The sequence below is a fragment of the Caldicoprobacter algeriensis genome, assembly GCF_023838525.1.
Classification (GTDB): domain Bacteria; phylum Bacillota; class Clostridia; order Caldicoprobacterales; family Caldicoprobacteraceae; genus Caldicoprobacter; species Caldicoprobacter algeriensis.
Map to the genome: position 1 here is coordinate 40,700 of NZ_JAHUQD010000006.1, position 25,985 is coordinate 66,684.

The window sequence follows — 25,985 nt, forward strand, 5'->3', positions numbered from 1 at the left end:
TATACAAAGGAGGAAATTAAGAAGTGAGAATTGCGCAAAGAGTATTTAGATATGTAGAACATGAGTTATATAATTACGATAATACCAAGCAAATGCTAGAACAATACAAAGAATCAATTTTGGAAAGCTCGCCGGGTTTACAAGAGGTAGCAGTACAATCTGGGCCCGGTGATCCTACCGCGAAAAAAGCACTTCAATTGGTATCATCTGCTTTTATTGCACATGCCGAGCAAACAATACAGGCGATTGAACGAAGTTTGGCAATGCTTACCGAAGATCATAGAAAACTGTTTAAATTAAAATACCAGGATTGCCTTCCTTGGCAGGAAGTTATGATTGAGCTAGGAGTTTCAGAGCGGACATACTTCCGAATGCGGCGTGAATTGGTTATAACGGTAGCGCAGCAATTAGGCTTAATTAATATTGAATAGCAATTTGGCAGAAAAATGGCAGGAATAGGAGTACTTTTTGATTTATAATGTATAATGCGGGTAGGTGTAAGAAAATGATAAAAGCAATAAAAAGAAAATTATTTAAGATAATCAATCGGGAATTGAATGAGATAATTAAGCAACAAGAAAATCCTCTTAAAGAGAATCCTCTTTTCACTGATTTTGTGGCGACTCTGACTGAGAAGTTGAGGAAACATGATGACTTTATGACATCTATTAAAAAGAAATAAACTTGTCCGTTTTGTCCGATTTTTCTGTGATATTATTACAATGTAAAATTGTATTCAAAGTTTGTTTAATGAAGGGTAATCCCTTCTGGGGCTCGTGTTTCGCGGGCGACCGCCGGAAAGGCGGTTTTTTATTTATGCCCAAAGGAGGGCGAAAAGTGGACTGGACAATTGCGGTGACGGTGTTAAGTATAATCGGCACGGTGGCAAATGTTTATAAAAAACGCTGGTGTTTCGTTATATGGCTTTTCACGAACGGTTTTTGGTGTATATACGACATCATGATAGGCGCATATTCGCAGGCGATACTGTTTGCGATATATTTTGTGCTGGCTGTGCACGGTTTGATAAAGTGGCGGAAGGACGCAAAGGATGCGGAGTAAGAATAAACTGGTTGCCCGTTTAAATCGACGGGCGGGTGTAACACCCTATTGATGGGTAGGGGCGGGACCCGAGGGTGTAAATTCCTATTCCAGCTCCACATGCTAACATAACTTAACTGGTAAAGCGACTGCTTTATAAGCAAATTGTTTTTCAAGTGCAGTTTTTGGCGCAGGACTTTTCTGCACGTAGTGTCAACAAAAAAATGTCCTGCTTATTCATGTTTAGATGTTGGCAAGGAGTTATGTGGATATATGGAAAGAATATATAAGTTTTCTCGTGAGCGAATTGAAGAGGTGCGCAAAAGAAGATTGAACAGAGAAAGCCGTGGTAGCGATGAAGAATACTACAAGAATTTGCTTGAGGAATTCGCAAGTATGCAAGAGATTACTTTCAATAGTTTGAGGCGTCATTTAAGACACATAAAAAATAGATAAGGTGATGCCATGAAACCTCAAGACTATGCTGCTCATTTAAAGTGTGTGGAGGGCAAAAGTTGGACGGAAGTATACAGGTTGGTACAAGAACGGTACGGGGAAATGAAAGAGAGCAGGATTCGCAGCTGGGTGAGAAACCATCCATTATACCGGCAGGGGAAAGAACCAGAATTTGACCTGCAGGAGGCAATATTCAACGATATACAGAAGCCCACAACGATCCAGAAATTGATGGATAAATACAACCTAAGCAAGCGGATGGTGCTGGCCACGATAGAGGACCTAAAAGAAGAAGGCTATCAGATTGAAATAAATGGTGATGAAATAAGGCTTTGTAAGGACATTGTCCCGCAGGAAAATATCATCGAGGTGGACTGGCGGGGGGATAAAATCATCCGCTTTGGCCTGATAGGAGATACGCATTTCAACAGCAAACACGTGCAGATAACACATCTGCACGATTTTTATGACATCTGCGCTCATGAGGGGATAAAAGATATATACCTCGCCGGTGATATTGACGAAGGCGAAGAAATGAGAATAGGACACAAATATGAATGCTATAACCAGGGTGCAGATGAACATGTTGAAGAGATTGTGAAGAACTACCCGCAAAGGCCAGGAATAACAACACATTTCATAACAGGCAATCACGACCAAAGCCTAATTAAGCGAGCGGGATTCGATATTGGATATGCTATTGCCGCTAAGCGACCTGATATGAAGTATTTGGGAATGAACAATGCGATAATAAAGTTGACACCTAATTGTACATTAGAATTGAGGCATCCAATTGATGGCCAAAGTTACGCATTATCATATAAAACCCAAAAAATGATTGATGCAATGCAGGGTGGCGACAAACCAAATGTATTGGCTGTAGGGCATTATCATAAGGCGGAGTATTTGTTTTATCGCAATATTCACACATTCCAAGTGGGCTGTTTTCAAGCACAAACACCGTACATGAAAGGGAAGCAAGTGGCTGCAATGGTGGGCGGATGGATTGTGGAAATCCACGTGGATGACGAAGGAACCATAAAGAGGTGTAAGGGAGAGTTTATACCGTATTACAAGATGCTCAAAGACGACTGGAAGAACTGGCAATAGGATGCCCAAACCCCATGAAGGTGGTGAGCAAATGACCATCGGCGAAATAATCAGAAAAAAGCAACCTGACGTATGGGTTAGACTTATCAGGGAGTTTGGATTGCTGGATGAGTATGTATCCGAATCAGAAAGGTTGACGTATAGAGATATCATTGAGCTGATGAAGCCAAGCACGTATTCGGGTAGAGTAGTGCGAAAGCATGGGGCAATTACGCAACCGCATAGGCTAGTGTTTAGATAATACAACAGTAGAAAATCCTTTCTTTAAGCGGTATAATGAAAGCATGAAAATGCTTAAAGGAGGGATTGATATATGAAAGACTTCTGGCTTTGTTTGTTTGGTGGATGGTTTGGACTGCATAAGTTTTATCGCAAAGAGTATGGCATGGGGTTTCTTTATTTCTTAACATGCGGCATATTCGGATTTGGATGGCTGATTGATGCGGTAATATTGTTAGTAAAAGCACTGAAAAAAGTAGATATTGATGAAGAATACAGAGCAAAGCAGCAGAAGAAAATAGAACGCAAAGAACAGGCAAGGTTACAACGGGAGCGTGAACTAGCAGCCAGACAAGAACGGATTGAACAACTAGAAAAAGAAGGCGCTGTATACTGTCCTAAATGCTTAAGCACTTCTGTGCAATATGTGGAGAGACGTAAAAGATTATCGATAGGCAGAGCAGTAGCAGGAACGGTATTGCTCAATCCGCTATGGGGAGCTGTTGGAGCTGTGACAAGTAAGAAACATTACGGCTTTATTAAATGTTTAAAATGTGGATATCAATGGCGAGTATAACACCCATCATGTGATGGGTGTTTTCTATTTGGTGGTGAATATGGCACAGGAATGGGCAAGAGGATTTTACAATAGCAAAGCATGGGAGAAATGCAGGCTTGCTTTTTTGCAAAGCAAGTTTTTTATTTGTGAGCGATGTGGCGGCGCTGCTACTATAGCACACCATAAAACACGCCTAACGCCAGAAAACATACACGATCCAAATATAACATTGAACTGGGATAATTTAGAAGCACTATGCCAGGATTGCCATAACAAAGAGCACAGCGCAAAGTTGCCAGTTGCGGAAGGATTGATGTTTGATGAGAATGGGGATTTGGTAAAGGAGAATCGATTATGAAGCGGTTATTGTTTATTGTGTATTTCTTTTTTCAAAAGATGATAATGTATAAATGTTTACCTGATTTTCTTGGAGTTGTAGCTATGGCCGATGCCCATATTGAATATGGGTCGGCAATAGAAACGGTCGTTTACTCTTGTGGACACAAAGAGCGCAAAAGAATAATTGGTAATGCCGAGCAGAGAAAGGATAAATTAGCTTTTCGCAAAAAGGGTTTATGTGTGGATTGTTATATGAAGCAATTAACACTCCCCCCCCAGTGATGAAAATCGATGATTGGCTGGGGAACCGGCGGCGGGACCTCCGAAAACCCGCACCGGGTTACGCGCACGAGGGGGGGTTAATGGGGCAATAAGGTGGTGGTAAAAATTGGATAAAATACAGAAAGATAAACTGATAAAGTCGGAATTACGAAAACTTAATAAGTTTTTCCAGAATATACCTGAAGATAAGCAGAAGATAATCAAGGGACTTAAAGAACAGGCTGCTTTCATGTATGCCACGTTAATGGAATTGCAGGAAATCGTGAACACTGAAGGACCTGTGACATTGTTTGAACAGGGGAAACAGAGAGTGTTGATAGAACACCCTGCTAGCAAGGCTTACAATGTGCTAGTAAGGAATTACTCGAATGTTATAAAACAGCTTTTGGAACTATTACCAAAAGAAGAAGCGAAACAAGCGGAGGATGAACTAATGGCATTTGTGAAGAAGGCGAAAGGATGAAGAGATGATGATTATTGCCCCTAAATTCAAAGGGAGGAAAATGCTTTGTGTTTGTGCTGAATGTGGCCATTATCAGCCAGGCTGGGAGAAGATAGACGGTAATGTATGTGAAGTTTGTGGTGGATATTTAAAAAGATTGGGCTGGTGGGATGAAATACCCAAATCTTTATTAAAGGAGTTGCTCGCCCGCCTGCCTAACATTGATGACGAGCTGATGGCCTTCGTAAGGAAGGCGAAGAGAGCATGACGAATTATATTTTGGAGTATTGGAATAAAATTCAGTCAGGCGAAATTGCTGCCTGCAAAAGGTTAAAACAACAATTCCAAAAACTTGTTGAAGAATTGGAGAACCCACGTGACCCGTGGGTTTTTGATTTAGAGAAGGCCAATCAGCCCATCGAGTTTATTGAGACTTTTTGTAAACATAGTAAAGGCAAGTGGGCGGGTAAGCCGGTTAAATTAGAACTTTTCCAAAAGGCCATTATTCAAGCAATTTATGGATTTGTACACAAGGAAACGGGTTTGAGACGTTGTAGAGAAGTATTCATACTTCTAGGGCGCAAGAATGGGAAAACTACAATGTTAAGTGCTTTGGGATTATATATGCTAGTCGGGGACGGCGAAGGCGGGGCTGAAGTGTTTTCGATCGCAACAAAAAAGGATCAGGCCCGACTTGTATTTACCGAAGCATGTAACATGGTAAGCCAAAGCCCTGCTCTTAGGAAACATCTAAAGAAACGTAAAACTGACCTTTACTTTCCAGTTACTTTCAGTAAATTTGAGCCGCTTGCTAGCGAGAGTAATAGCCTAGATGGCTTGAACAGCCACTGTGTTATTATGGATGAGCTTCACGCAATTAAGGATAGAAACCTTTATGATGTAATGAAGCAGTCAATGACTGCTAGAGAGCAACCCATATTGTTTATGATTACTACGGCGGGTTTTGTGCGTGAATGTATCTTTGACGATATATATAGCTATGCCTGCAAAGTTTTAGATGGGCTGATAGAGGATGAGCGTTTTTTAGCGTTTATCTATGAGCTAGATGATCGCAGTGAGTGGACTGACTTTCGGGCTTGGGAAAAGGCAAATCCGGGTTTAGGAACTATTAAGAATTATGAGGAATTAGCCGCTTTTGTGGAGCGGGCTAAAGACGATCCAAACTTTTTGCCAACGGTGCTTACAAAAGACTTTAATATACGTGAAACGGTGGCGGGGAGCTGGCTGACCTTTGAGCAAATAAACAACGAAGAAACATTTGATATAGAGGAGTTGCGCAACACTTATGCGGTTGGCGGCGTTGATCTTTCTAGCACAACAGATTTAACCTGTGCAACATTGCTGATTATGAAACCGGGCAGCGATAAAAAATATTGCATACAACGATACTTCTTGCCAGAAGAGGGCCTTGAGGAAAAAGTTACAGAAGATAAAATCCCATACGATAAATGGCGAGAAAGAGATTTGCTTACTGTTACACCTGGCAATAAAGTTGATTATCACATGGTAACAGAATGGTTTTTAAAAATGATGAATGAATATGACATAACTCCACTCTGGATAGGTTATGACCCCTGGAATGCTAAATACTGGGTTCAGGAGATGGAGGGTTACGGATTTCAAATGATAGAAGTAAGACAGGGCTATCAAACATTGTCTCAACCAATGAAAGAGTTGGAAGCAGATTTAAAGGCACATAAAATCAATTATAACAATAATCCTATTTTAAAATGGTGCTTGACGAACGTACAAGTAAAACGGGACGAAAACGACAATATAAAACCTGTTAAGGGACAGAACAAGGGGCAGAGAAACAGGCAGCGCATAGATGGCGCTGTTTCTTTATTGATTGCTTACACGGTGCTGTTCAATCATTTGCAGGATTATATGGCCATGATTTAAAAGGTGGTGATGATGTGGCCGAAAAAAGAAGCTTTTTCCAAAAAATTTTTGGTGCTATTCGGGCCCGAAGAACATTATCTGGTTTACAAATATTGAATGGTTATACGCCAATTTTTACACCATGGGGCGGTGATCCATATGAGGCAGATGTGGTCAGGGCCGCTGTAGATGCAATCGCTAGAAATGCCGCAAAGCTTAAAGCAAGACATATCCGCCGTGTGAACGGGCAAATAATTCCCATGAATAGTCAGATAGAACGACTTTTGCAGGTTCGGCCCAACCCAAACATGAATGCATATGATTTCTTGTACAAACTTGTCACCACCCTTATGATTGACAATAATGCTTTTGCATATCCCATTTGGGATGGTACTAATTTGGTCGCGATTTGGCCCGTCAATTGCACGATGGCAGAATTTTTAGAGGATGCCACTGGCACAATTTACGTTAAGTTTTATTTCGGAGGCTCGGGAGAACCAGCGGTATTGCCTTATAGCGAAGTAATCCATTTAAGGCGGCATTTTTATAAAAACGATATAATTGGCGAAAACAATACACCGATAAATGCGACATTGGAGGCAATACACACTACCAATCAAGGTTTGGCGCAGGCTGTAAAAACATCGGCGAATCTTCGTGGGATTCTGAAATATACAGGAATGCTTAAGGAAGCAGATATAAAGGCAAGCCGTGACAGATTTGTTTCGGAATACTTATCGGTTCAAAATAACGGTGGTGTCGCTGCATTAGATGGCAAAGCGGATTATATTGAACTAAAAAATCAGCCCGTAATAATAAATGCTCCACAAATGAAGGAACTTCGAGATGCAATATTTCGTTATTTCGGTGTAAATGAAAATATCGTTATGGGTAAGTACACAGAAGATGAATATGAAGCGTTTTATGAATCGGTATTGGAACCTTTGGCTATTCAATTATCTCTAGAATTTACATCAAAACTATTTACAGAACGAGAGAGGGGCTTCGGCAATGAAATTATTTTTGAATCTAATAGACTCCAATATGCAAGTATGAAAACTAAGCTTAACTTAAAAGAAATGGTCGATCGTGGCGCTATGACTCCGAATGAGTGGAGAGAGGCATTAAATTTAGCGCCAATCGAAGGCGGCGACATACCTTTAAGACGACTTGATATGATTGATGCAACAAAGGCCAATGAATATCAGTTAGGTAAACAAGCCAGCGAACAGGATAGCGAAGTTGATAATAATGAAGTTGATAATAACAATGATAATGATATATAGTTAAATTGTGGGATAGCACCGGCCTGATCAACCGGTGCGACAAGGAGTATCCGCGCTCTTTCCCACGTTTAGCAAATTTTATAGGCGGGCAATTAACTACTCATGCGGAGGGTGGTTTTTATTATGGATTTTTGTCCTTGCGTTTATGCAATAAAGAATATTGTAAATAACAAAATTTATATTGGTAGCACTATACATCCCGAAAAAAGGAAAAATGCGCATTTTAATCTTCTCAGAAAAGGAAAACATCATTCAACTCATTTACAAAGAGCATTTGATATATACGGAGAGGAATGTTTTACTTTCGAGATAATTGAAATAGTTAATGATGTAAATAATAAAAGTCTCGATAAACTTAGGAAGCGTGAAAAATATTATATTGATTTTTATAAAACAACAGACCGAGAATATGGATACAACGAATCAGAAAGTACCACAAACTTTTCTGCTAGTGGGCAAAATCATCCATTATATGGGAAAAATCGCGCAGAGCTCGGACATAAGAATTATTGGAAGGGTAAGAAAATACCAGAATATATTAGGATTAAAATGAGAAAGCCGAGGAGCGAACAGGCCAGAGAAAATATGAGGGAAAATCATGCTGATTTCACGGGCAAAAACAATCCTATGTATGGCAGAAAATTTACGGAAGAGCATAGACAAAAAATAAGTAGAGCATTAAAAGGCAGGAAAATGTCTGAAGAACAGAAAGAGAAAAGGAGGGGAAGGACTGGAGCATTATCACCCGTGGCTAAAAGAGTAGTGCAGTTATCGCTTGAAGGCAAATTTATTAGAGAGTTTGAGAGCATCACTGAAGCAGCAAAGCAAACAAATGCTACCAGGCAACATATATCCAAATGCTGTAATGGAGAAAGACAGACATGTGGAGGCTATAAGTGGAAATATGCAGACGATTATTACAAATAAGCAGTATAAAACACTGCTTTTTATTTTACAGGATGGTGATGATAATGCCGATACCCAAGCCTAAAGACGGTGAGACGAAGGATGAATTTATAAAACGCTGTATGAGCGATGAAACAATGATTAGCGAATTCCCTGACGAAAAACAAAGATATGCGGTGTGTATGACCCAATTTAAAGAGGGGAGTGAAAAGAAGATGAATCCTGCTCAAAAAGAAATCCGACTGGCCGAAATTAGAGCATTAGAACCGGTGCAAGATAATGAAAATGAAATGATAGTCGAAGGCCGGGCGATTGTTTATGATAGTCCAACATTAATGTATGAAATAGACGGTATAAAGTATTACGAAGTTATAGTAAGAGGTGCTTTAGATGGCGCAGATTTAAGAGATGTGCCTTTTAAATATAATCACAGCGATAATGTTATGGTTATGGCCAGGACTCGAAACAAAACTCTAGAACTTATTCCAGATGATAAAGGCTTGTTAGTGCGAGCTAAACTGGCCAATACCACAGCAGGTAGAGACTTATACGAGCTTATAAGGCGAGGCGACATCGATAAGATGAGCTTCGCCTTTACTGTTGCTGAAGAAGCCTATGATAAAGAAACCCGCACTAGAAAGATATTGAGATTTAAGCGTATCTGGGATGTGTCGGCGGTGGATATCCCGGCATATCAAGATACGTATATTTCCGCAAGAAATTATTTCGAGGCGTTGGCGGAGGCTGAACGCCAAGCAGCGGAGGCTGCTGAAAAGTTGCGGAAGAAGTTGATCTTAAGAACTTATCTCTAAAATATCTTAAAAAACTTAAGGAGGATGAGGAAGAATGTACGAAAAGAGATTTGAGGAAATAAAGAATCGCAAATTAGAAATACGTGCTATGTTAGAAAACGGTGAGGACGTTGATCTGGATAAAATCCAGGAAGAGCTTCGCCAATTGGAAGAGGAAGAAAAGAGACTGCGTGCCCGCATACAAGTAATTGAAGCGCTTAAGGGTACAACTGTATCTCAGCCCGATACTAAGAATGATAAGGGAGGAGAAGAGAAGCAAGTGCGCAAAGTTGCTCAGTTTGGTCAAACGGTAGAAGATCGTGCTGCCAAAGAGAGAGAAGAGGCCGAGAAGAGAGGACAAGCACTCAAAGAAAACCGTGCCGTTACCGTTGGAACCAGTAACATCATTCTGCCGCAGCATCAAGCTACCGATATCAGACCGACTTTTAATGAAGTAAGCTCCTTGGTTGACAGGGTAACGATTAAGGTATTAAACGGTGGAGAATCGTTCAAGCAGCCATATTTAGTCGGTTATGGCATCGGTGATTATACGGCAGAAGGGGCCGACTATGCAGAAGCGGAGCCGGCCTTTGGTTATGCCGATATTATCAAAGCTAAGATTACGGCATATGCCGAGGATACCGAGGAACTTCAAAAACTGCCTGCGGCTGATTATGATGCCGAAGTAATGCGCGGCATCCGTATTGCAATCCGTAAGAAATTGGCGCGCGAGATCCTCATTGGAACTGGTGGGCCCAATCGCTTAGCAGGTATATTCTCCACTGCCGCTACCGCAATTGACCCAGCTACTGACCTAGAAATTGCTACAATTGATGATAAGACGCTGGATGAGATAATCTTCAGCTATGGTGGAGATGAAGAAGTCGAAGATGCTGCTGTTTTAATCCTGAACAAGAAGGACCTCAAAGCCTTCAGTCAATTGCGCACAGCGGACGGAAAGAAACTGCATAACATTGTGGTTAACGGCAACACTGGGACCATAGACGGAATACCGTTCATAATCAACAGCGCCTGCAAGGCTATTTCTGACCCGAATACCGCAGCTGGCGAGTACTGCATGGCTTATGGCCCGCTGTCCAATTACATGTTGTGCATTTTCAGCGATATGGAAGTAATGCGGTCTACCGATTATAAATTCAAGCAGGGCATGATTGCTCATAAGGGTGTCATCTTCGCCGGTGGCAACGTGGTAAGCAAGAACGGATTCCTGCGAATTAAGAAGGCTTCAGCTGTATAAGGTGGTAGCTTAGGGAATGAAGTTCAAAGTCATAAAGGCGTTTATCGATAAGCATACGAATAAGCCATACAATTCCGGCTATGTGTACGAATCAGACGACTTAAAGCGCATTGCCGAACTGCAAGAAGCGGGATACCTTGAAGGTGTCCCGCTTACTTTTTCTGAAATTGAGACGGCTACAATTGCCCCGGACGAAGATGCTAAATTACCAAGATCGCAACAAAAAAGAAAAAGGAAAGATAAGGCTAGCGAATGAATTTTATACTGAGCAACGTTTAATGGGCAGGGCGGCTTATCCCTGCCCATCAATTTTAAGGTGGTGATTTGATGGCACTGCTTGACGATGTTAAAACTGCCCTTAGGATAACTAACGCGGCATTCGATACTGAGATCTTAGATCTGATTGAGGCTGCACGGTACGATTTAATTTTGGCTGGTGTTACCACTTTAAAAGCAAACGATGATACTGATCCATTGATAAAACGAGCTATTATTACTTACTGCAAAGCTAATTTTGGTTTTGATAACCCGGATGCCGACCGTCTACAAAAAAGCTACGACATGATTAAGATGCATCTGGCTTTGGCCGAAGATTATAACTCTTATGTTATCACTTTCATCATAACCGCCGGTGGTTTGCCAATTGATGATGCGGTTATTACAGCCAACGGCATAACCAAATTGACAAATTCCCAAGGCATGGCCGTGTTTACTGTTACCAAGACAGGAATTGACTTGGATTATGTGGTATCGAAGGCTGGTTATCAAACTGCTACCGGCAGCGTTTATATCGACGGCCCCGAGACGGTAGAGGTGGCGCTCAATGCGGTTTAAAGATGTGATTTATTTAATCAGCGTTACCATTACCGAAGATGAGATCGGCAACCAAATTGAAACACCGGTTGAGCGTATGGTTTACGCAAATGAATACAGTGTCAGCTCCAATGAATACTACAGCGCCGCTATGACCGGCTTGCGTCCGGTAAAAATGTTCGAGATATACTCTTTTGAATATCAGGGGGAGGATAAGCTGAAACATAATGGTGTTATGTACCGCATAATCCGTGTCGAAACCCGGGGCGAAAGAACCAGGCTGACATGTGAAAGAGTGATTGGTAATTAATTTTGCGAGAAGGTGGTTGTAAATGGTTAGAACCGCAAGCCCATATGACATATCTGCGGTTATCGCTGAAGAGTTGCAGAAATATTCTGAAGAGGTGACCAATAAGGTCAAAGGGGTAGTTGATGATGTTGCTGCAGAACTGGTGGAGAATTTGAAACGGGACAGCCCGAAAAGGACCGGAGCTTATGCGAAAAGCTGGACGTCCAAAGTGGAATATGAGGATAAGCTGATGAAAAAAGTGCGAGTATACAACAGCAAACATTATCAGCTTACACACCTATTGGAATACGGCCACGCCAAGCGTGGCGGTGGCAGAGTAGCAGGCATACCGCATATAAAGCCGAATGAGGAGAAGGCCATTGCAGAGCTTGGGCGGCGCATAGAGGAGGCGATAAAGAATGACATTGGCTGAGCTGTATACGCTGCTGAAACAAACAGGATATCCTGTGGCTTATCATCATTTTGTAGCAAGCGAAAACAATCCTCCGCCTCTTCCGCCGTTCATAGTGTACTGGGTGCCTGATGAAGATAACTATGGCGCCGATACAAGTGAAGCATTGATACGAAGCAGTGTTGTGCATGTTGAACTTTATACGGACAAAAAAGATTTGGTGGCTGAGGCCAAGTTAGAGGCTATACTCGATAGCGCAAAAATTCATTATAGAAAAACGGAAGCATGGATTGACAATCAAAAGCTCTTTCAGGTTGTATATGAATTCGATTTAATCGAAAAACTTAGGAGGTGTTAATTTATGCCTACAGCAGAAGAGAAAATTGTATTGGGGTCGGGGAAGTTATATATTATGGAGTTTACAGGTACGATTCCAGATGATGCGACCTTAGAGGCAGAAGATAATTTGCTGGGGCTAATCCAAGGAGGTGCAACGCTTGAATACAAGCCCACGTATTACGAAGCAAAAGATGATTTAGGGCTGGTAAGCAAAGTTATACTCACAGAGGAAGAAGTCACGTTTAAGAGCGGTATAATGACTTGGTGTGGCACAACTCTTGCCAAGCTGTGCTCTACTGCAAGGGTAACGGAGGATACTTTGACCGGCAAGCGAACGGTTAAGATTGGTGGTTTGAATAATCAGGACGGCAAGAAGTATGTACTCAGATTTGTGCATGAGGATCCTGTAGATGGAGACATACGTGTCACAATTGTGGGTAACAATCAGGCAGGTTTCACTTTGGCGTTTGCCAAGGACAAAGAGACAGTCATTGATGCCGAATTTAAGGCGCTACCGATGGATAACGAAGGCACGAAAATTATTTACGAAGAGGAGATACCGACTGCGTAATTTGAGGGCGGCTATCAAGCCGCCCTCTCGTTTTAGGAGGTGAATATTGGTGCTTGATTTTACAAAGACAAAGAAGCGCTTTTTGAGCGTAAAACTTACGGACGGCACAACAATAATGGTGCGCATGCCAACTAAACGAGTGTTTGATTTGCTTGTAGATTTGCAGGATGCTTTAGCATCGCTGGAGCTTGATGATAAAGAGCAAGTTGATTATGTGTACAGCTTAACCGCTGAAATTTTGTCTAATAACCTACAAGGGCAGAAAATAGCGAAAGAATACATTGAACAATTGCTTGACATAGAAGACATACAGATATTCTTCCTTGAATACGTAAAATTTGTAACTGGGCAGGTGAGTGACCCAAACTCAAAATCCCCTCAATCCCCGGAGAGGAGGGAGACGGAGGGGAACAGCGATACCAGTGCACAACCTTCTGGGAACGCTTAATCCATGAACACACCGGCTTAAACTATTATCAAATACAGGAGCTTCCAATCGATGAATATTTGCGATTACGCAGAGATGCTTATATATACATGCTTAGTCAGACGGAAGAGGGCAGAGAATATCTCGAAAAATGCTGGCGCTTGCAGCAGACAGAACCAGATAGAAAGGCATTGAGGGAGAAGTTCCGCCCAGAACGGGGGTGAAGACGTGGCAAAAGGCATAAAGGGCATAACGATTGAAATTGGCGGAAATACAGCACCGCTTGAAAAGGCACTCAAGGATGTCAATAAAACAACCAAGGACCTACAGAGCGAATTAAGAGCCGTAGATAGGGCTTTAAAGTTAGATCCAAACAATGTCACTCTGGTCTCCCAGAAGCAAAAAATTCTGAAAGAAGAGATTGCGGCAACAAAGGAAAAGCTGGACATACTCAAAGAAGCTCAAAAGCAGGTAAACGAGCAATTTAAACGAGGCGAGATAAGCGCAGAGCAGTACCGGGCATTTCAGAGGGAGTTAGAAAGCACAAAAGCGAAGCTGGCCAGTTTAAGGGAAGAGCAAAAATCGGTATCTGTAATCGGTGCTGCATTTGAGAACGTTAAGAATAAGATTGCTGAAGCGGCCTCGAAACTTACTCCTTTTATAAATGGCTTAAAAACTGCAGGCAAAGCTGCTGCACAAATCACTGATGCCGGTATAAAAACGGTGGCCGGGGCGGTTAATCTAGCAGAAAAAGGGCTTAAGGTTTATACAGGCACCGTAATAGCGGCCGGAACTGCACTTTCGGGATTAACCGTTAAAGCGGCAGCTGCTGCAGATGATATTAATACCCTTGCGGCACAGACAGGATTGTCAACAGAGCAAATACAAAAATTCCAGTATGCTTCTGATCTTATCGATGTTCCTTTAGAAACTCTGACAGGCTCTTTGTCTAGACTAACCCGTAATATGGCAAATGCCAGGGATGGGAATGAGAAACTCCAGGCTGCATTTGCTAAATTGGGGGTCCCAATAACTGACGCAAATGGTAAATTGCGAGACAATGAAGCAGTCTTTAACGATGTTATTGCAGCACTGGGCAAGGTAGAGAATGCTACTGAACGAGACGCTCTGGCAATGCAGATTTTTGGCAGGTCGGCCCAAGAGCTCAATCCGCTGATTCTCGGTGGTGCTGAAACTCTTAAAAAATTGGGCGACGAAGCGACAAAAGCAGGATTAATATTATCACAGCAGGCGCTGGATAACCTTAATGCGTTCAATGACAGCATGGGTATACTTAGGGCAAATGCTGGGCAGGCCGGGAATGTTCTTGCGGGTGTATTTGCAGGAGGCCTTAAACAGACAACTGATTTAATTGGCACCATGATCCCGCAGATAACCGGCTCCATTGCGCAAATATTCAGTGGAGAGAACATGGCGGCTGCACAGCAAAAGCTCACAAATGACTTAATAAACGGAGGCAAGCAAATTATTTCCAACGTTGCTGCTCAACTGCCCACATTTTTAGAGGGGTTTAATGCGATAATTATAAGCCTAGTAACCGCTATTTCGGCACTATTACCCGATGCAATAAATACTATCCTGCCAACACTCATTGATGGTTTCACCAATTTAATAGAAGGCCTTTTGCCGCAGGTCCCGGTATTGCTACCAGTAATCATAAATGCTGCTGTAACTCTGTTTAAGGGCTTGCTGGATGGGCTTAATCGGATTATTCCACAGCTTTTGGCTATGCTTCCGGAATTGATTCAGAAAGTTTCTGACACCTTGATACGGAATTTGCCTTTAATAATTAAAGCAGGCATACAGTTATTAATTAGCTTAATACAAGGCATTACAAACGCTATTCCACAGCTTATAAATGCCGTGGTTGCCTTAATTCCTGTTATTACTCAAGCCATAGTGAATAATCTGCCGGCGCTCATTAGAGCCGGTATTGACCTCATAGTTGCGCTTGCACGTGGCTTGCCTCAGGGTATACCGGCAATTATGCGGGCCTTGCCCGAAATTATTGCCGCCATTATTGATGGTTTAACCTCTGTTAATTGGCTTAGGGTTGGCTTGGATATAATACGTGGGATTGTGAACGGCTTGTGGCAGGGCATCAGGAGCATTGATTTTGGGCGAATTGGTAGGAGTATTTTAAATGGTATCAAGAATGTGCTGGGGATACGCTCGCCATCGACACTATTCCGGGATGTTGTAGGTAAAAATCTCGCACTTGGCATTGGCGAAGGCTTCATCGAGAGCATGAAAGATGTCTCAGAAGAGATGGCAGCAGCTATTCCGACGGAATTCCAAGCGCCATCGGTAGTTTTGCCGAATGTAAATGTAAGACAGACAACGCTAGCGAATGAATATATTAGCAACAACACACGAGGAAGAGATGAAATGCAAGCTGGGAAAGCGCCGATAATACAGGTGTTTTTGGATGGCAGGGTAATTGCCGAAACAATGTTGCCTTACGTTGACCTATTGCAAGGTAGAAATATTAAGATAGTGGCGAGGGGGGCTGGAATTTGACACAGATTATCTTTGCTGATAAAAAAAGTTATGATGATTTTGGATTAGTAATTGAAAGCTTTAATATACAGCCTCCTTCCAAGAAAAAAATTAAGCAAAGTGTGCCATTCATGAATGGGAGCTATGATTTTTCAATGGTTGGAAGTAATGGTGAAATAGTGTACACCGAGCGCACAATCAAGGTCAATTTTTGGTTTAGTGAGATAAATAGAGGCCTCCTGTACAACAAGTACTCGCAGGCACTGGAATGGCTTTTAGGAGCAGGGCAAAGCGAACTGATATTTACCGATATGCCAGATACGTACTTCTTGGCAGAAGTAGAAGAAGCGCCGGATTTTGGGGAAGTTGTGGCACGGCTTGGAAGGTTTCAAATCACTTTTATAGCTGAGCCGTTCAGATATGGTGTGGATTATGAAGGCCAAAAGCTTTGGGACCCATTCAATTTTGAAACGGATTACATGCAGGACACCGAATTCGATGTGATTGGCTCGGAAACAGTAACGATATATAACCCAGGCAGGCCAGTTATACCGACAATAAACGTTAATGCAGCCATGTTTGCCACGCTTAATAACTATACTGTTGCCTTGCAGCAAGGAGATAATATAGACAGAAACTTCATGCTATTGCCGGGAGCTAATGTTATTGATATCATTGGCACAGGGCACATCAAATTCCTCTTCAGGAAGGTGTTGCTGTAATGTATGCGGTTTATATTTACAATTACGGCGTAGAAACATGCATACATTATCCAACCGCAGATAAAGATATGCCGCATTTATTGAGGTTATCGTACAAAGAAGCGTTAAATCAAGCTAACGTTATTACTTTTACAATACCCGCCAACAATCCGGGGTATGGCCAGATTGCGGAGCTGACAACAAAGGTAAAGGTTGTCAATGTGCGGCCAGATAGCTACTTTTTAACCGAAAGCATGGTTCTCGAAGAAAGCCCGGTACTCTTTTCCGGGCGTGTGCTGAATATCGTTGACAGCATGGACGAGAATGGCATGTTTGTCAAGGAGGTTACATGCGAAGGAGCGCTAAATTATCTCAACGATATTCATGTGCGGCGTATCAGTTACATTAATAAAACCCCGGCGGAGATATTGGGCGACTTGCTTGCACGCTACAACGCAAGCTCCAGCAACCCAATTCAGCTCGGCACAGTAGAATTAACACAGCCCATTACGGTGGATTACAACTATGAAACGGTGCTTAATTGCATTATCAAGCTCAGAAATATTTTAGGAGGCGATATAAGGGTTAGGGACGACGGAACTGCATTGTATCTTGATTACCTCAAAGCCCAGGGTGAGAATAACAATGTAGAAATACGTATTGGTTACAACACGAAATCCTATATAAGGGAATACGACCCAACAGAGATTGTAACTCGCTTAATAGGTTTGGGATATGGAGAAGGCATCAACCAGCTCACCTTTGCGTCTATTAACAATGGCAAAGATTATATTGAAGACGCAGAGGCTATCGCAAAGTATGGCGTCATAGAAGGCATCATGGTCGATAAGGATATACAAAATGCATATACGCTGTTGCAGAAAACACAGACGGTTTTGAACGAGAAAAAACAGCCAAAATTGACGATAAGCTGCAAAGCTTTGGATTTATCGGTGTTAACAGGCCACGAAGGCGAGAAATTTAGTCTTGGCGATACGTTGCATATCATTAATGATAGAATGCCAACATCCTACTATTTAACCGAAAACTTTATAGCTGAAGAAACCGCTCTTGACGTATATGCCAGGGTTGTGGAGCGAAGCTTCAATGACTTGTTGTCTGAGCCATTCAACCCCGACATCGTAATAAGCACGAGGCCAGTGCGGCTGAGCGATGAGATAATCGACCTGAAACAGCGCAACGCTACATTGGAAAATGCCCCGCAAGGCTCAACGTATATTGACACTTATGGCTATGCCGAAAATATCGACGCCGAACATCCGTTCCAGCTTCCGGTGTGGCTGTCACCAGATATACTCAATGTCAATAGGGTTAGGTTGCATATAGATAGCCAAAAGTATAGGGCATATGAGAAGGGGGCAGCAGCTGGAGGCGGAACATCAGTGACCAGCGAAGCAGGTGGCGGAACTACTGTTACTTCATCGGCTGGAGGTGGGACAACTGCAACTAGTTCGAGTGGCGGTGGGACTACTGTGACCAGTTCTTCTGCGGCTAGCCATAGACATAAAATGTTCAATAATATTGAAACTAGCGCTCCAGCAAGCGATTTTATAAATGCTTATGGATTCACTTACTCTAGAGAACCAAGCCAGCTAAGCCCAGCAGAAGTATATTTATTGATGCTTAGTAGCCCTGGTGGAAACCATTTGTACACATATGAGGCTAGCGGAGAGCATTCCCATTCGGTTACAATACCAAACCATTCGCATACAGTAACAGTGCCAGACCATTCGCATACTGTTACGATACCAAACCATTCACATGCCGTTACGATACCAGACCATGCTCATGTCCTACAGTACGGAATTTTTGAAGATACCTATCCCCAGAATGTATATGTTAAAGTGAATGGCCAAACAGTAGCAGGACCTTTGGGGGCAGATGGTAATCCATTTAGCGTGGATATAGATTTAACGCCTTATATCGCAATGCCAGGGCAAACTTATATCATCGAAATTACAAGCAGTAGGAATGGAAGAATAAACGCTTGGGTAAGTATACAAGCATTTATACAAGCAAAATAAGTGGCAACAATATGGTAAAAGTGGTATAATTATTCATAGAAATAAAGGATATTTAGGAGGGAATCGATAATGAAAAAGAAGATATTAGTTGCCCTGGTTTCAATTGTGGCTGTAGCTATTGTCTTGCTTTTCGTTGTTTTTTTGAAAGATGATAATAATACTTCGATGAAAGCGGCTGTAGATAGATTTGAAGGAGATTATGCTGTTATTTTAGTAGGAGAAGAAGAAATACCAGTTAATATACCTCGTAAATTACTTCCCAAGGGTGTCAAGCCAGGAATAAGTTGGTTAGAATTTTCTCTTGAATTAGACTCTAAAAGCGAACAAAAATATGGTGAGAAAATAGGAAATTTGTTTGAGAAACTATTGAGATAAACAATGCAAATTCTCTTAAAGCAGTGCTATAAAAGTGCTGCTTTTTTATTGCCCAAACTTTAAAAAAAGGAGTGAGCGATACATGCCATACAATACTAAGCCAATAAAGGTGGTATATGGCAAACCAATTCCACAACACTTCAATCCGGCAATTGATGATTATGAAGTGTTGCTTGGTGACAACGGCGCTTCTAGACACGTGCTGTATGATAAAGACGGCAATCCTCTATCGGTGGTATCAGGTAAGCTCGAAGTACGGGCAACAGAGATTGAAGCGCTGTTGGCAGGCTTGCCAACATCCAAAACGACAAGCGGCAACTTCAAAGCAGCCATAGTGGAGCCTTTACCGGCAGGTAGCAACGTCATTGGCAAGGTAGGAATAGACCAAACAGCAAATGGCGTTCAGATTGTTTCTGCGTTACCGGCGGGCGATAATAACATTGGGAATGTAGACATAGTTTCAACCCCTGCGGATGCAACACCGGGCAGCGCACATCCGGCAAAAGCAATATTGATAGCTGGTAGCGATGGTACTAACGCACGAAGGATTTTGACAGATGCTAATGGCGTGGTGCAAGTCCAGGTTGTACAAACTACACAGGAAGTTACCATGCTGGCCTCGGCGGCCAGGACGGCATCCGGCGATACATCAGCAACGCCGGTGGATGTAAAGAAATACAAGGAAGCAGTATTTTTCTTGGATGTAACAGCAGTATCCGGCACAGCGCCAACCTTGGATGTCAAAATTAAAACCAAAGACCCGGTTAGTGGTAAATGGTTTGATTTAGTCAATTTTACACAGGTAACGGCTGTTACTTCGGAAATGAAGGCGGTATCAGGGTTGCTTGGCTCTCAGATAGCCGTGTTCTATACAATAGGCGGCACAACGCCATCGTTCACATTCAGTGTGGGCGCTGTCTTAAAATCTTAACGGAGGTGTACAATAGATGGCAAGCATAAGCGATAAAGTACAGCAAATCAGGCAGGCTGTATATGGCAAGGATGTAAGGGAAAGCATAGCAAGCGGGATAGAGGCTATAAATGAAGAAGTGGAAAGTACGACAGCGAGGCAAGCAAGTCTTGAAACAACGTTTGAACAGCTTATCATCAATGCAGGCAACAGCAATGCTGAAATCGTCGATGCACGTGGCGGTTTTGATACGCTGAGGAAGAAGCTTGACAGTTATGCGATAAATGTAAAGGATTTCGGGGCAAAAGGTGACGGGGTGGCGGATGATACGGCAGCTATCCAGGCGGCTGTAGATGCTGCTGCTGCAGCGGGTGGTTTAGAGGTTCTTTTGCCGTATGGTCAATACAAAATTACTAGTAGTATCGTATTAAAAAAAGGAGTAACAATCAGGGGAGTAGGCTGGGTTGAACCAGGAGAAACTTTTTCTGGAAGTAAAATATGGTATTACGGTACAGACTACTGCTTTCAGTATCATCCTGATGCGTCTTTGATTCAGGTTAGAGCGCCAAAGTTTTATAATCTGTATTTTGTTTCATCAAATGGTGGAGGGTTTTGTCAGTTAAACCCCAAAGTAGATATGGCGGTGCCGCCCAATCCTCAGCCCGTAGCTCACATACTAAATCCTATCATTGAAAGATGCCGTATTCTACGATACCCATACGCAGACGATGCAGATACTAGTATCGGTTTATCAATGACCGCCGCTTTTTTCGGGTGTTTTAAGAACGTGCATTTCGCTGGTTGGGCACTGGCTGTAGACCTTCACTGTTCTGATCTGAACCATTTTGAAGACTGCCAGTTCACCAATTGTAGACAATGGCTTAACATTACTTACAAGAACACTTACGGAAGCCAAAACAAGTTTACACACTGTGATTTTGAGATTCGTAATACTGCAGCAGCCAACTATTGGATGATTAAAGATAGTGGTAGATATACAACTTACGAAGATTGTTATTTTGAACCGGGTACACAACCTGAAATTTACACATGCCAAGGAATTTTCGATTTTGCAACCGATAACGAGTATGTAGACACCTTTAGGAACATACGCAGGATAATAAATTGTCGTTTTGACTTAATAGGTACTGGGGAACAGATAGCACAGTCTCTAATAAAAGTAAATCAGTATTCGAGGATAATTCTACTGACAGGGAATACTATTGCGTCTCGTTTAACTAATCCAGCAAAGATGGTATCTCCATTATATACACCTATCGTACCAGACGAAAACATCATCTTGTATGGTAATTCTCTTGGCTTCAATACTTGGTTTGACTTGAACAATAATCGAATAGGGAGTAACTACACTGCTTGCATTACGGCAAATGCAGATCAAAGTATACCTCATGATACCGTCACAAAACTGACATTACCTACCACAATATTTGATTATGGCATGCTACATGACGTCGCAAATAGCAGATTAGTTATTAAGGAGGGAGGACGATATCTTATTATCGGTTCCGTTCAGTTTTACAATAATGGTACTGGCTTACGTGATGCTCGTATCTATGTTAACGGGAGCTTGCTTCATATTTCCCGTATGCAGGCAGTTGCAGCAGATGCACCGACGCATGTAATAGTAACTACTTTAGCTAAGCTTGAGCGAGATGATTATGTGGAGCTTTTTGTCAAGCAGACAAGTGGGGCTGCTTTGACAATCCCTAATGCGGGCTTAGCCGGCCCAATACTTGCAATTGTAAAGGTGGGATAAGTATGAAATTAACGTTTCGTAAGACTGTTTTACTGGACAAACTTGCAGACGAACTTTTTGCTTCTAGTTTAGTACCGCCGTTACAACATGACGGTACTGCTTCTATTCAAGGCACTAATGAGGAGGTATGGATTTTTGTACCAGACAACACGCCAAAAGAAATCATAGACCAGATTACTACTATAGTTAATGCCCATGACCCAACGCCACCACCAATTTACGAACCAGTAGATGAGGAAAAGATAGCTTTGGTTGAAGCTATTATTGACTTAGAAACAAGATTATCAGTATTGGAGGCGAGGTTAAATGCTTAAGCAATACCTTATTGTAGCTTATGCATACCTGGTGAAAACTGGCAAATGGATTCTTGAACCTATTGAAGGGGATACAAGGAATGTAGTGCCAGAAGAATACCGTCAAGTAGTAGCAGAGTATATAGCTTCTAGTAGGTCTTAAATATGCAACAAGTTTTCTTTGCGAATAGGTCATTTGTAAGGAGGGGATAAACTATGCAAATTGTACAACCCAACTTTGACTGGCGGGGCAAACTAACACCGCTTAAGTTAGAAGATGTGCAGTATATCATCATCCACCATGCCGCCGTTGAACAGGCAACGCCGGAGGCAATCCACAAGCACCATCTTGGCCGAGGGTGGGCCGGAATAGGATACAACGAATACATCGCCAAGGACGGAACGGTTTACATTTGCCGTGGTGACCACGTGGGGGCGCACACGGCAGGCTGGAACGATAAGAGTTATGGCATCTGTGTCGAGGGCAACTATGAGGAAGAGACGGAGATGCCGGAAGCGCAGTTCAGGGCGCTGGTCGAGAGGGTGAAATACAATCAGGCCCGATTCCCAAATCTGCGAGGGATAGCGCCACACAAACAATTCGCAGCGACGGCTTGTCCAGGCAAATACTTCCCATGGGACAAACTTATAGCTGCACTCAAGGAGCCAGAAGAGAAGAAAATTTACAGGGTTCAAGTGGGTGCTTTCAAAAATCGAGAGAACGCAGAAAAAATGGTGCAATTGCTCAAAGAAAAAGGTTTTGCTGCATTTATTAGAGAGGAGGTTATAGAATGAACATAAAGAGCATTATAAACAGCATTCAAGTAGCCTTAACGGCTGTTGGAGGGTTTTTGGGATGGTTGCTAGGCGGCCTGGATGGGCTATTGTATGCCCTAATAGCCTTTGTAGTAGCCGATTATCTTACGGGGTTAGCAGCGGCAAGAGTAGAGCAAAAAGTTTCAAGCAAGGTAGGTTTTATAGGCATAATGCGGAAAATACTTATATTTTTATTGGTGGGCCTGGGCAATATAATAGACGTATATTTACTCGGCAATGGCAGCGCAATAAGAACGGCCATTATCTTTTTCTATGTATCCAATGAGGGCATAAGCATATTAGAAAACTGCGCTAGGGCAGGGTTGCCTGTACCGGATAAACTTAAGGTAGTGCTTGAACAGTTTAGTAAAACAGAAAAGACAGAGGGGCAGTGATGCCCCTCTTTTTTGTTTTTGGATGCCGTGCATCTTTCGAGGTGCACGGCTTTTTTGTTTTTGGACAAAAATTTTTCAAAAAATTTTTTGAAACCCTATTGACAAGGTAACGACATCGTGATATTATATAATCGCAAGGCAACGATGACGTTACCAAAACAAAAATCAAGAGGGGGATTGAAAAATGAAAATTAAGGGATTGAAAGAAACCATCATCAGGAGGAACGGCGAGAAGAAAGAGTATGTTTGGGAAGTCAAGCAGATTTCAGAGAAAGAATTTTACTGCCCACAGCTAGATTTCTCATTCAATCCAGAAACGGGGGAAACGGACAAGCAACAGGGGATTGGTAAACCGAATATCAAAATCGGCGAAACTTTCGAGTATGCAGGCCGAAAGGTTACATACGAGCTCGTTATCGAAGAAGAACCAGAAGAACAGCCCGCCACTCAACCTACCACTCTCGTGCAGGAGTGGCGATACGAGGATGGCAGGATAGAGGAGCACAAGGTTTATCCCGGCGGACAGCTTTGGGAAAAGGGAGGACACAGGAGACTGTACTTCGACAGCTACGGTCGGGGTGCTTATGTGGATCTTAAAACAAACACCTTCCACCCCGACCGAAACAAAGCTTATCCGCTTGGGGAATGGAAGAAAAACTGGGGAGCGACGGTCGAGTACAGATTCATCCTTCGCTAAACCGCCCCGCCCCGGGGCATAAACCGGGCACGCTTCGGCAGTTGTGCGCAACAGCTGCCACCACTTTGGCGACACCGAACCAGGCGGGAGACACGAGAGCCGAACGAGGAATATGTACCTGGAGGTGTGCAGGGTACACCCGCAAGAGCCCCAGCAGGGAAAGCCGGGCAACCCGCCACGGGGTCCCGGTGCGGGGATAAGCAAAAGTGGCGCTTCGGCAGTTGAGCGACATCAGCTGCCACCACACCATAATCGCCACCGGCGGGGCGATTACAAATACCGCCGGATTGAAAGGAGGTATAAATATGCGCAAAAAACAAGATAGCATAAAAATCATACTTGTCAGGAACAAAAAGGGGGTGCAGCTTTTCGCATATGACAACACCCCTGATGACACGGAAGAGTACACAGCTCGGCGGGAAATTATTCAAGAAGATGTCCGGAGGGGGGAGGCCGAGCTAATCTACGACGGTGAGCTCAATTCTATTATCGGCATTGTCCCCCTTGTACGGCAGGCGACTCAGGACTAAGTATCATCTTCGTGATAACCGACACAAACATATTAGAATTTTTAGAAAGAATTTAGTTTATGCTTCGGGCGTTGAGCGGTAAATCAGCGCCCACCACAAAAATACTGCCTACCCAGCCATAGAGCAGGGGCGGATACACAAATACCTGCTAGGGCGGTGCCCTGCTGGGAAAAGGAGGTTTTTATGAATAGATTTAAACTTGAAGCCTTCAAACAAGAATTCCCGTTTCTGAATGAAATTCTAGAAGGCGAACCCACAGACATTAAAATTAAAAGAGCAGACGAAAACTTATTAAAGGCCACTCCAGAGGAATATTATTGGGATGGAAGCAAGGGATACACCAAAACAAAAGAAGCAGTATATTTCATTTTGAAGGACGGAACAATCCTGCAAGATGCTGTCAAGCCCTCATACGAAAGCGGTTCAAATTACGCACATTCTCAGCATAGATATGACGAAGGCGAAACAGTATTAGAGGCTATTTACAGGTTACAACAACAATTCTCCGCTGATGATATCCAGTATATTGTATGGGTGCGTGATCACTTGTCAGACTGGGATGGCAGCGAATACGAAGACTATTATTATGTGACAATTTATAAAACGCCCAAAGGAACTAGCTATAGTGACATTATTCATAAAGCCGAACAGGAAGCCCTACAGCAAGTGAAAGCGGAAGCTGACTTCTAAACCCACAAATTTTCAAATATATTGCTAGGCAGGAAGCCCCATTAGAGACGGCGGGAAGCTGTCTCGGGTGGGGCGTTTTTAATTTGTGAAAGGAGGTATATCTATGAGTGAAAAATGGCTCACCACCACAGAAATAAGTCAACGCTGGGGTATCGCAGATTCCACAATCCGCCGTGCAATCAAAGAAGGTCGTATTACGTCAGATGAATGCCAAAAAACCGGTTATGGCCCCTACGGCGGCGTATGGCTGGTCAAAGAATCGGCAATAAGAAGGCTGTACGGGAGGCCCAAGTTCACAAGAGCCGACATCGACGAAATCGAGGCTATCCTCGGGGTTAAAAACCTCGGGATAGACTACGACGATTTCGAATCCGGGGACGAGCTTGCCGACTGGTTGGACGGTCGGCAGTTCCCGGAATTTGATGAGCCGATGAAGGTTACGGAGCAACAGCGAGCGTTGCTCCGAGAAATATACAAAAAACTATAGGGAGGTGCAAGAGATGCTTTTCAAGAATTGTGTCGGGGCACCCTATGGAGTGGATGACGACTATTTGGTCATTGATGATTTAAAGTTGCATAAATCCAGAGTCAAGAAAGTTATAATGACAGCAATGTGGGGCTGGTTTGGTATTACGGTTGTCTATGATGAGGGACAGGACACTTTGTGCATTTATGATGGTGAATTCTACAGGGATTCACCATACACAAAGGATTTTACTCGCGATGTAGATATTTTTGAACAAGAATTAAAGCAATTGGGTATCCCATGCGAACAAGAAACGGTCATATAAAGA

35 protein-coding genes and 1 pseudogene are annotated in these 25,985 nt (G+C 42.8%); all 36 read left to right on the top strand.

All coding sequences use genetic code 11. The annotated features are described in order from the left end of the window. Positions 1–23 precede the first annotated feature (23 nt). A complete protein-coding gene (locus tag KVG29_RS05145; RefSeq protein WP_252227124.1) occupies positions 24–431 on the top strand; it encodes a hypothetical protein in 408 nt (135 codons plus the stop codon). A gap of 406 nt (positions 432–837) precedes the next feature. After that, positions 838–1,062 carry a nicotinamide mononucleotide transporter gene (locus KVG29_RS05150; protein ID WP_252227126.1) on the top strand — a complete coding sequence of 75 codons (225 nt, stop codon included), beginning with the start codon at positions 838–840 and terminating at the stop codon, positions 1,060–1,062. A 444-nt stretch (positions 1,063–1,506) separates the two neighbouring features. Next, on the top strand, positions 1,507–2,607 hold the full coding sequence (locus KVG29_RS05155) for an HTH domain-containing protein (RefSeq protein ID WP_252227127.1): 1,101 nt from the start codon (positions 1,507–1,509) through the stop codon (positions 2,605–2,607). Positions 2,608–2,638: 31 nt separating this feature from the next. Further along, positions 2,639–2,848 carry a hypothetical protein gene (locus KVG29_RS05160; protein ID WP_252227129.1) on the top strand — a complete coding sequence of 70 codons (210 nt, stop codon included), beginning with the start codon at positions 2,639–2,641 and terminating at the stop codon, positions 2,846–2,848. A 72-nt stretch (positions 2,849–2,920) separates the two neighbouring features. Beyond that, a complete protein-coding gene (locus KVG29_RS05165; RefSeq protein WP_252227131.1) occupies positions 2,921–3,403 on the top strand; it encodes a TM2 domain-containing protein in 483 nt (160 codons plus the stop codon). A gap of 40 nt (positions 3,404–3,443) precedes the next feature. Beyond that, positions 3,444–3,743 carry an HNH endonuclease gene (locus KVG29_RS05170; RefSeq protein ID WP_420840528.1) on the top strand — a complete coding sequence of 100 codons (300 nt, stop codon included), beginning with the start codon at positions 3,444–3,446 and terminating at the stop codon, positions 3,741–3,743. Further along, the gene (locus KVG29_RS05175) at positions 3,740–4,006 is read left to right on the top strand and encodes a hypothetical protein (RefSeq protein ID WP_252227132.1); all 267 of its coding nucleotides are present in this window, start codon (positions 3,740–3,742) and stop codon (positions 4,004–4,006) included. Before KVG29_RS05170 ends, KVG29_RS05175 begins: the two co-directional genes overlap by 4 nt. A gap of 106 nt (positions 4,007–4,112) precedes the next feature. Beyond that, positions 4,113–4,469 (top strand): hypothetical protein, encoded by a 357-nt coding sequence (locus KVG29_RS05180; protein WP_252227134.1) that lies wholly within the window; start codon positions 4,113–4,115, stop codon positions 4,467–4,469. Between the two features lie 4 nt (positions 4,470–4,473). Beyond that, positions 4,474–4,716, top strand: a complete 243-nt coding sequence (locus KVG29_RS05185; RefSeq protein ID WP_252227136.1) for a hypothetical protein — start codon at positions 4,474–4,476, stop codon at positions 4,714–4,716. After that, positions 4,713–6,371 carry a terminase large subunit gene (locus KVG29_RS05190; protein ID WP_252227139.1) on the top strand — a complete coding sequence of 553 codons (1,659 nt, stop codon included), beginning with the start codon at positions 4,713–4,715 and terminating at the stop codon, positions 6,369–6,371. The genes KVG29_RS05185 and KVG29_RS05190 overlap by 4 nt, the downstream gene beginning before the upstream one ends. Before the next feature lie 14 nt (positions 6,372–6,385). Next, a complete protein-coding gene (locus tag KVG29_RS05195) occupies positions 6,386–7,636 on the top strand; it encodes a phage portal protein (protein WP_252227141.1) in 1,251 nt (416 codons plus the stop codon). Positions 7,637–7,759: 123 nt separating this feature from the next. Continuing rightward, positions 7,760–8,563 (top strand): GIY-YIG nuclease family protein, encoded by an 804-nt coding sequence (locus KVG29_RS05200; protein ID WP_252227147.1) that lies wholly within the window; start codon positions 7,760–7,762, stop codon positions 8,561–8,563. A 32-nt stretch (positions 8,564–8,595) separates the two neighbouring features. Further along, the gene (locus tag KVG29_RS05205) at positions 8,596–9,354 is read left to right on the top strand and encodes an HK97 family phage prohead protease (RefSeq protein ID WP_252227149.1); all 759 of its coding nucleotides are present in this window, start codon (positions 8,596–8,598) and stop codon (positions 9,352–9,354) included. Positions 9,355–9,388: 34 nt separating this feature from the next. Next, a complete protein-coding gene (locus tag KVG29_RS05210; protein WP_252227151.1) occupies positions 9,389–10,591 on the top strand; it encodes a phage major capsid protein in 1,203 nt (400 codons plus the stop codon). 16 nt (positions 10,592–10,607) lie between these two features. Then, the gene (locus KVG29_RS05215; protein WP_252227153.1) at positions 10,608–10,847 is read left to right on the top strand and encodes a hypothetical protein; all 240 of its coding nucleotides are present in this window, start codon (positions 10,608–10,610) and stop codon (positions 10,845–10,847) included. A gap of 71 nt (positions 10,848–10,918) precedes the next feature. Next, a pseudogene (locus KVG29_RS12595) lies at positions 10,919–11,188 on the top strand (head-tail connector protein); the annotation flags it as partial. 226 nt (positions 11,189–11,414) lie between these two features. Beyond that, the gene (locus KVG29_RS05225; RefSeq protein ID WP_252227155.1) at positions 11,415–11,714 is read left to right on the top strand and encodes a phage head-tail adapter protein; all 300 of its coding nucleotides are present in this window, start codon (positions 11,415–11,417) and stop codon (positions 11,712–11,714) included. A 22-nt stretch (positions 11,715–11,736) separates the two neighbouring features. Next, entirely contained in the window at positions 11,737–12,126 is a 390-nt protein-coding gene (locus tag KVG29_RS05230) for an HK97 gp10 family phage protein (protein ID WP_252227156.1), read from the top strand. Continuing rightward, complete coding sequence (locus KVG29_RS05235) at positions 12,113–12,463, top strand: hypothetical protein (RefSeq protein ID WP_252227159.1); 351 nt, start codon at positions 12,113–12,115, stop codon at positions 12,461–12,463. Before KVG29_RS05230 ends, KVG29_RS05235 begins: the two co-directional genes overlap by 14 nt. Positions 12,464–12,466: 3 nt before the next feature. After that, positions 12,467–13,015: a hypothetical protein gene (locus tag KVG29_RS05240; RefSeq protein ID WP_252227160.1), complete on the top strand. Its 549-nt coding sequence runs from the start codon at positions 12,467–12,469 to the stop codon at positions 13,013–13,015. A gap of 49 nt (positions 13,016–13,064) precedes the next feature. Then, positions 13,065–13,463 (top strand): hypothetical protein, encoded by a 399-nt coding sequence (locus KVG29_RS05245; protein ID WP_252227161.1) that lies wholly within the window; start codon positions 13,065–13,067, stop codon positions 13,461–13,463. A 207-nt stretch (positions 13,464–13,670) separates the two neighbouring features. Then, the gene (locus KVG29_RS05250) at positions 13,671–15,983 is read left to right on the top strand and encodes a phage tail protein (RefSeq protein WP_252227162.1); all 2,313 of its coding nucleotides are present in this window, start codon (positions 13,671–13,673) and stop codon (positions 15,981–15,983) included. Continuing rightward, positions 15,980–16,684, top strand: a complete 705-nt coding sequence (locus tag KVG29_RS05255; RefSeq protein ID WP_252227164.1) for a distal tail protein Dit — start codon at positions 15,980–15,982, stop codon at positions 16,682–16,684. The genes KVG29_RS05250 and KVG29_RS05255 overlap by 4 nt, the downstream gene beginning before the upstream one ends. After that, a complete protein-coding gene (locus tag KVG29_RS05260; RefSeq protein WP_252227166.1) occupies positions 16,684–18,708 on the top strand; it encodes a phage tail spike protein in 2,025 nt (674 codons plus the stop codon). The genes KVG29_RS05255 and KVG29_RS05260 overlap by 1 nt, the downstream gene beginning before the upstream one ends. Positions 18,709–18,777: 69 nt before the next feature. Continuing rightward, a complete protein-coding gene (locus tag KVG29_RS05265; RefSeq protein ID WP_252227168.1) occupies positions 18,778–19,083 on the top strand; it encodes a DUF3006 domain-containing protein in 306 nt (101 codons plus the stop codon). Positions 19,084–19,165: 82 nt separating this feature from the next. Further along, a complete protein-coding gene (locus KVG29_RS05270) occupies positions 19,166–20,014 on the top strand; it encodes a hypothetical protein (protein ID WP_252227170.1) in 849 nt (282 codons plus the stop codon). Positions 20,015–20,030: 16 nt separating this feature from the next. Continuing rightward, entirely contained in the window at positions 20,031–21,770 is a 1,740-nt protein-coding gene (locus tag KVG29_RS05275; RefSeq protein ID WP_252227172.1) for a glycoside hydrolase family 55 protein, read from the top strand. A gap of 2 nt (positions 21,771–21,772) precedes the next feature. Further along, positions 21,773–22,084 (top strand): hypothetical protein, encoded by a 312-nt coding sequence (locus KVG29_RS05280; protein ID WP_252227174.1) that lies wholly within the window; start codon positions 21,773–21,775, stop codon positions 22,082–22,084. Next, on the top strand, positions 22,077–22,226 hold the full coding sequence (locus KVG29_RS05285; protein ID WP_252227176.1) for a CD1375 family protein: 150 nt from the start codon (positions 22,077–22,079) through the stop codon (positions 22,224–22,226). The genes KVG29_RS05280 and KVG29_RS05285 overlap by 8 nt, the downstream gene beginning before the upstream one ends. A gap of 53 nt (positions 22,227–22,279) precedes the next feature. Next, positions 22,280–22,858, top strand: coding sequence for an N-acetylmuramoyl-L-alanine amidase (locus tag KVG29_RS05290; protein WP_252227178.1), 579 nt, complete (start codon positions 22,280–22,282; stop codon positions 22,856–22,858). Positions 22,859–22,860: 2 nt separating this feature from the next. After that, complete coding sequence (locus KVG29_RS05295) at positions 22,861–23,274, top strand: phage holin family protein (protein ID WP_252227268.1); 414 nt, start codon at positions 22,861–22,863, stop codon at positions 23,272–23,274. A 184-nt stretch (positions 23,275–23,458) separates the two neighbouring features. After that, entirely contained in the window at positions 23,459–23,971 is a 513-nt protein-coding gene (locus tag KVG29_RS05300) for a hypothetical protein (protein ID WP_252227180.1), read from the top strand. Positions 23,972–24,177: 206 nt separating this feature from the next. Then, the gene (locus KVG29_RS05305; RefSeq protein WP_252227182.1) at positions 24,178–24,501 is read left to right on the top strand and encodes a hypothetical protein; all 324 of its coding nucleotides are present in this window, start codon (positions 24,178–24,180) and stop codon (positions 24,499–24,501) included. A gap of 183 nt (positions 24,502–24,684) precedes the next feature. Beyond that, positions 24,685–25,191: a hypothetical protein gene (locus tag KVG29_RS05310; protein ID WP_252227184.1), complete on the top strand. Its 507-nt coding sequence runs from the start codon at positions 24,685–24,687 to the stop codon at positions 25,189–25,191. Positions 25,192–25,294: 103 nt separating this feature from the next. After that, positions 25,295–25,678 (top strand): helix-turn-helix domain-containing protein, encoded by a 384-nt coding sequence (locus KVG29_RS05315; protein ID WP_252227186.1) that lies wholly within the window; start codon positions 25,295–25,297, stop codon positions 25,676–25,678. Between the two features lie 13 nt (positions 25,679–25,691). Beyond that, on the top strand, positions 25,692–25,982 hold the full coding sequence (locus tag KVG29_RS05320; RefSeq protein ID WP_252227187.1) for a hypothetical protein: 291 nt from the start codon (positions 25,692–25,694) through the stop codon (positions 25,980–25,982). The last annotated feature ends 3 nt before the right edge of the window (positions 25,983–25,985 follow it).

Coding starts and splice junctions, on each gene's coding strand:
- KVG29_RS05155 (WP_252227127.1), top strand. CDS start 1,507: ATGAAACCTCAAGACTATGCTGCTCATTTAAAGTGTGTGGAGGGCAAA.
- KVG29_RS05160 (WP_252227129.1), top strand. CDS start 2,639: ATGACCATCGGCGAAATAATCAGAAAAAAGCAACCTGACGTATGGGTT.
- KVG29_RS05165 (WP_252227131.1), top strand. CDS start 2,921: ATGAAAGACTTCTGGCTTTGTTTGTTTGGTGGATGGTTTGGACTGCAT.
- KVG29_RS05170 (WP_420840528.1), top strand. CDS start 3,444: ATGGCACAGGAATGGGCAAGAGGATTTTACAATAGCAAAGCATGGGAG.
- KVG29_RS05175 (WP_252227132.1), top strand. CDS start 3,740: ATGAAGCGGTTATTGTTTATTGTGTATTTCTTTTTTCAAAAGATGATA.
- KVG29_RS05185 (WP_252227136.1), top strand. CDS start 4,474: ATGATGATTATTGCCCCTAAATTCAAAGGGAGGAAAATGCTTTGTGTT.
- KVG29_RS05190 (WP_252227139.1), top strand. CDS start 4,713: ATGACGAATTATATTTTGGAGTATTGGAATAAAATTCAGTCAGGCGAA.
- KVG29_RS05200 (WP_252227147.1), top strand. CDS start 7,760: ATGGATTTTTGTCCTTGCGTTTATGCAATAAAGAATATTGTAAATAAC.
- KVG29_RS05205 (WP_252227149.1), top strand. CDS start 8,596: ATGGTGATGATAATGCCGATACCCAAGCCTAAAGACGGTGAGACGAAG.
- KVG29_RS05210 (WP_252227151.1), top strand. CDS start 9,389: ATGTACGAAAAGAGATTTGAGGAAATAAAGAATCGCAAATTAGAAATA.
- KVG29_RS05215 (WP_252227153.1), top strand. CDS start 10,608: ATGAAGTTCAAAGTCATAAAGGCGTTTATCGATAAGCATACGAATAAG.
- KVG29_RS05225 (WP_252227155.1), top strand. CDS start 11,415: ATGCGGTTTAAAGATGTGATTTATTTAATCAGCGTTACCATTACCGAA.
- KVG29_RS05230 (WP_252227156.1), top strand. CDS start 11,737: ATGGTTAGAACCGCAAGCCCATATGACATATCTGCGGTTATCGCTGAA.
- KVG29_RS05235 (WP_252227159.1), top strand. CDS start 12,113: ATGACATTGGCTGAGCTGTATACGCTGCTGAAACAAACAGGATATCCT.
- KVG29_RS05240 (WP_252227160.1), top strand. CDS start 12,467: ATGCCTACAGCAGAAGAGAAAATTGTATTGGGGTCGGGGAAGTTATAT.
- KVG29_RS05260 (WP_252227166.1), top strand. CDS start 16,684: ATGTATGCGGTTTATATTTACAATTACGGCGTAGAAACATGCATACAT.
- KVG29_RS05265 (WP_252227168.1), top strand. CDS start 18,778: ATGAAAAAGAAGATATTAGTTGCCCTGGTTTCAATTGTGGCTGTAGCT.
- KVG29_RS05270 (WP_252227170.1), top strand. CDS start 19,166: ATGCCATACAATACTAAGCCAATAAAGGTGGTATATGGCAAACCAATT.
- KVG29_RS05275 (WP_252227172.1), top strand. CDS start 20,031: ATGGCAAGCATAAGCGATAAAGTACAGCAAATCAGGCAGGCTGTATAT.
- KVG29_RS05280 (WP_252227174.1), top strand. CDS start 21,773: ATGAAATTAACGTTTCGTAAGACTGTTTTACTGGACAAACTTGCAGAC.
- KVG29_RS05285 (WP_252227176.1), top strand. CDS start 22,077: ATGCTTAAGCAATACCTTATTGTAGCTTATGCATACCTGGTGAAAACT.
- KVG29_RS05290 (WP_252227178.1), top strand. CDS start 22,280: ATGCAAATTGTACAACCCAACTTTGACTGGCGGGGCAAACTAACACCG.
- KVG29_RS05300 (WP_252227180.1), top strand. CDS start 23,459: ATGAAAATTAAGGGATTGAAAGAAACCATCATCAGGAGGAACGGCGAG.
- KVG29_RS05310 (WP_252227184.1), top strand. CDS start 24,685: ATGAATAGATTTAAACTTGAAGCCTTCAAACAAGAATTCCCGTTTCTG.
- KVG29_RS05315 (WP_252227186.1), top strand. CDS start 25,295: ATGAGTGAAAAATGGCTCACCACCACAGAAATAAGTCAACGCTGGGGT.
- KVG29_RS05320 (WP_252227187.1), top strand. CDS start 25,692: ATGCTTTTCAAGAATTGTGTCGGGGCACCCTATGGAGTGGATGACGAC.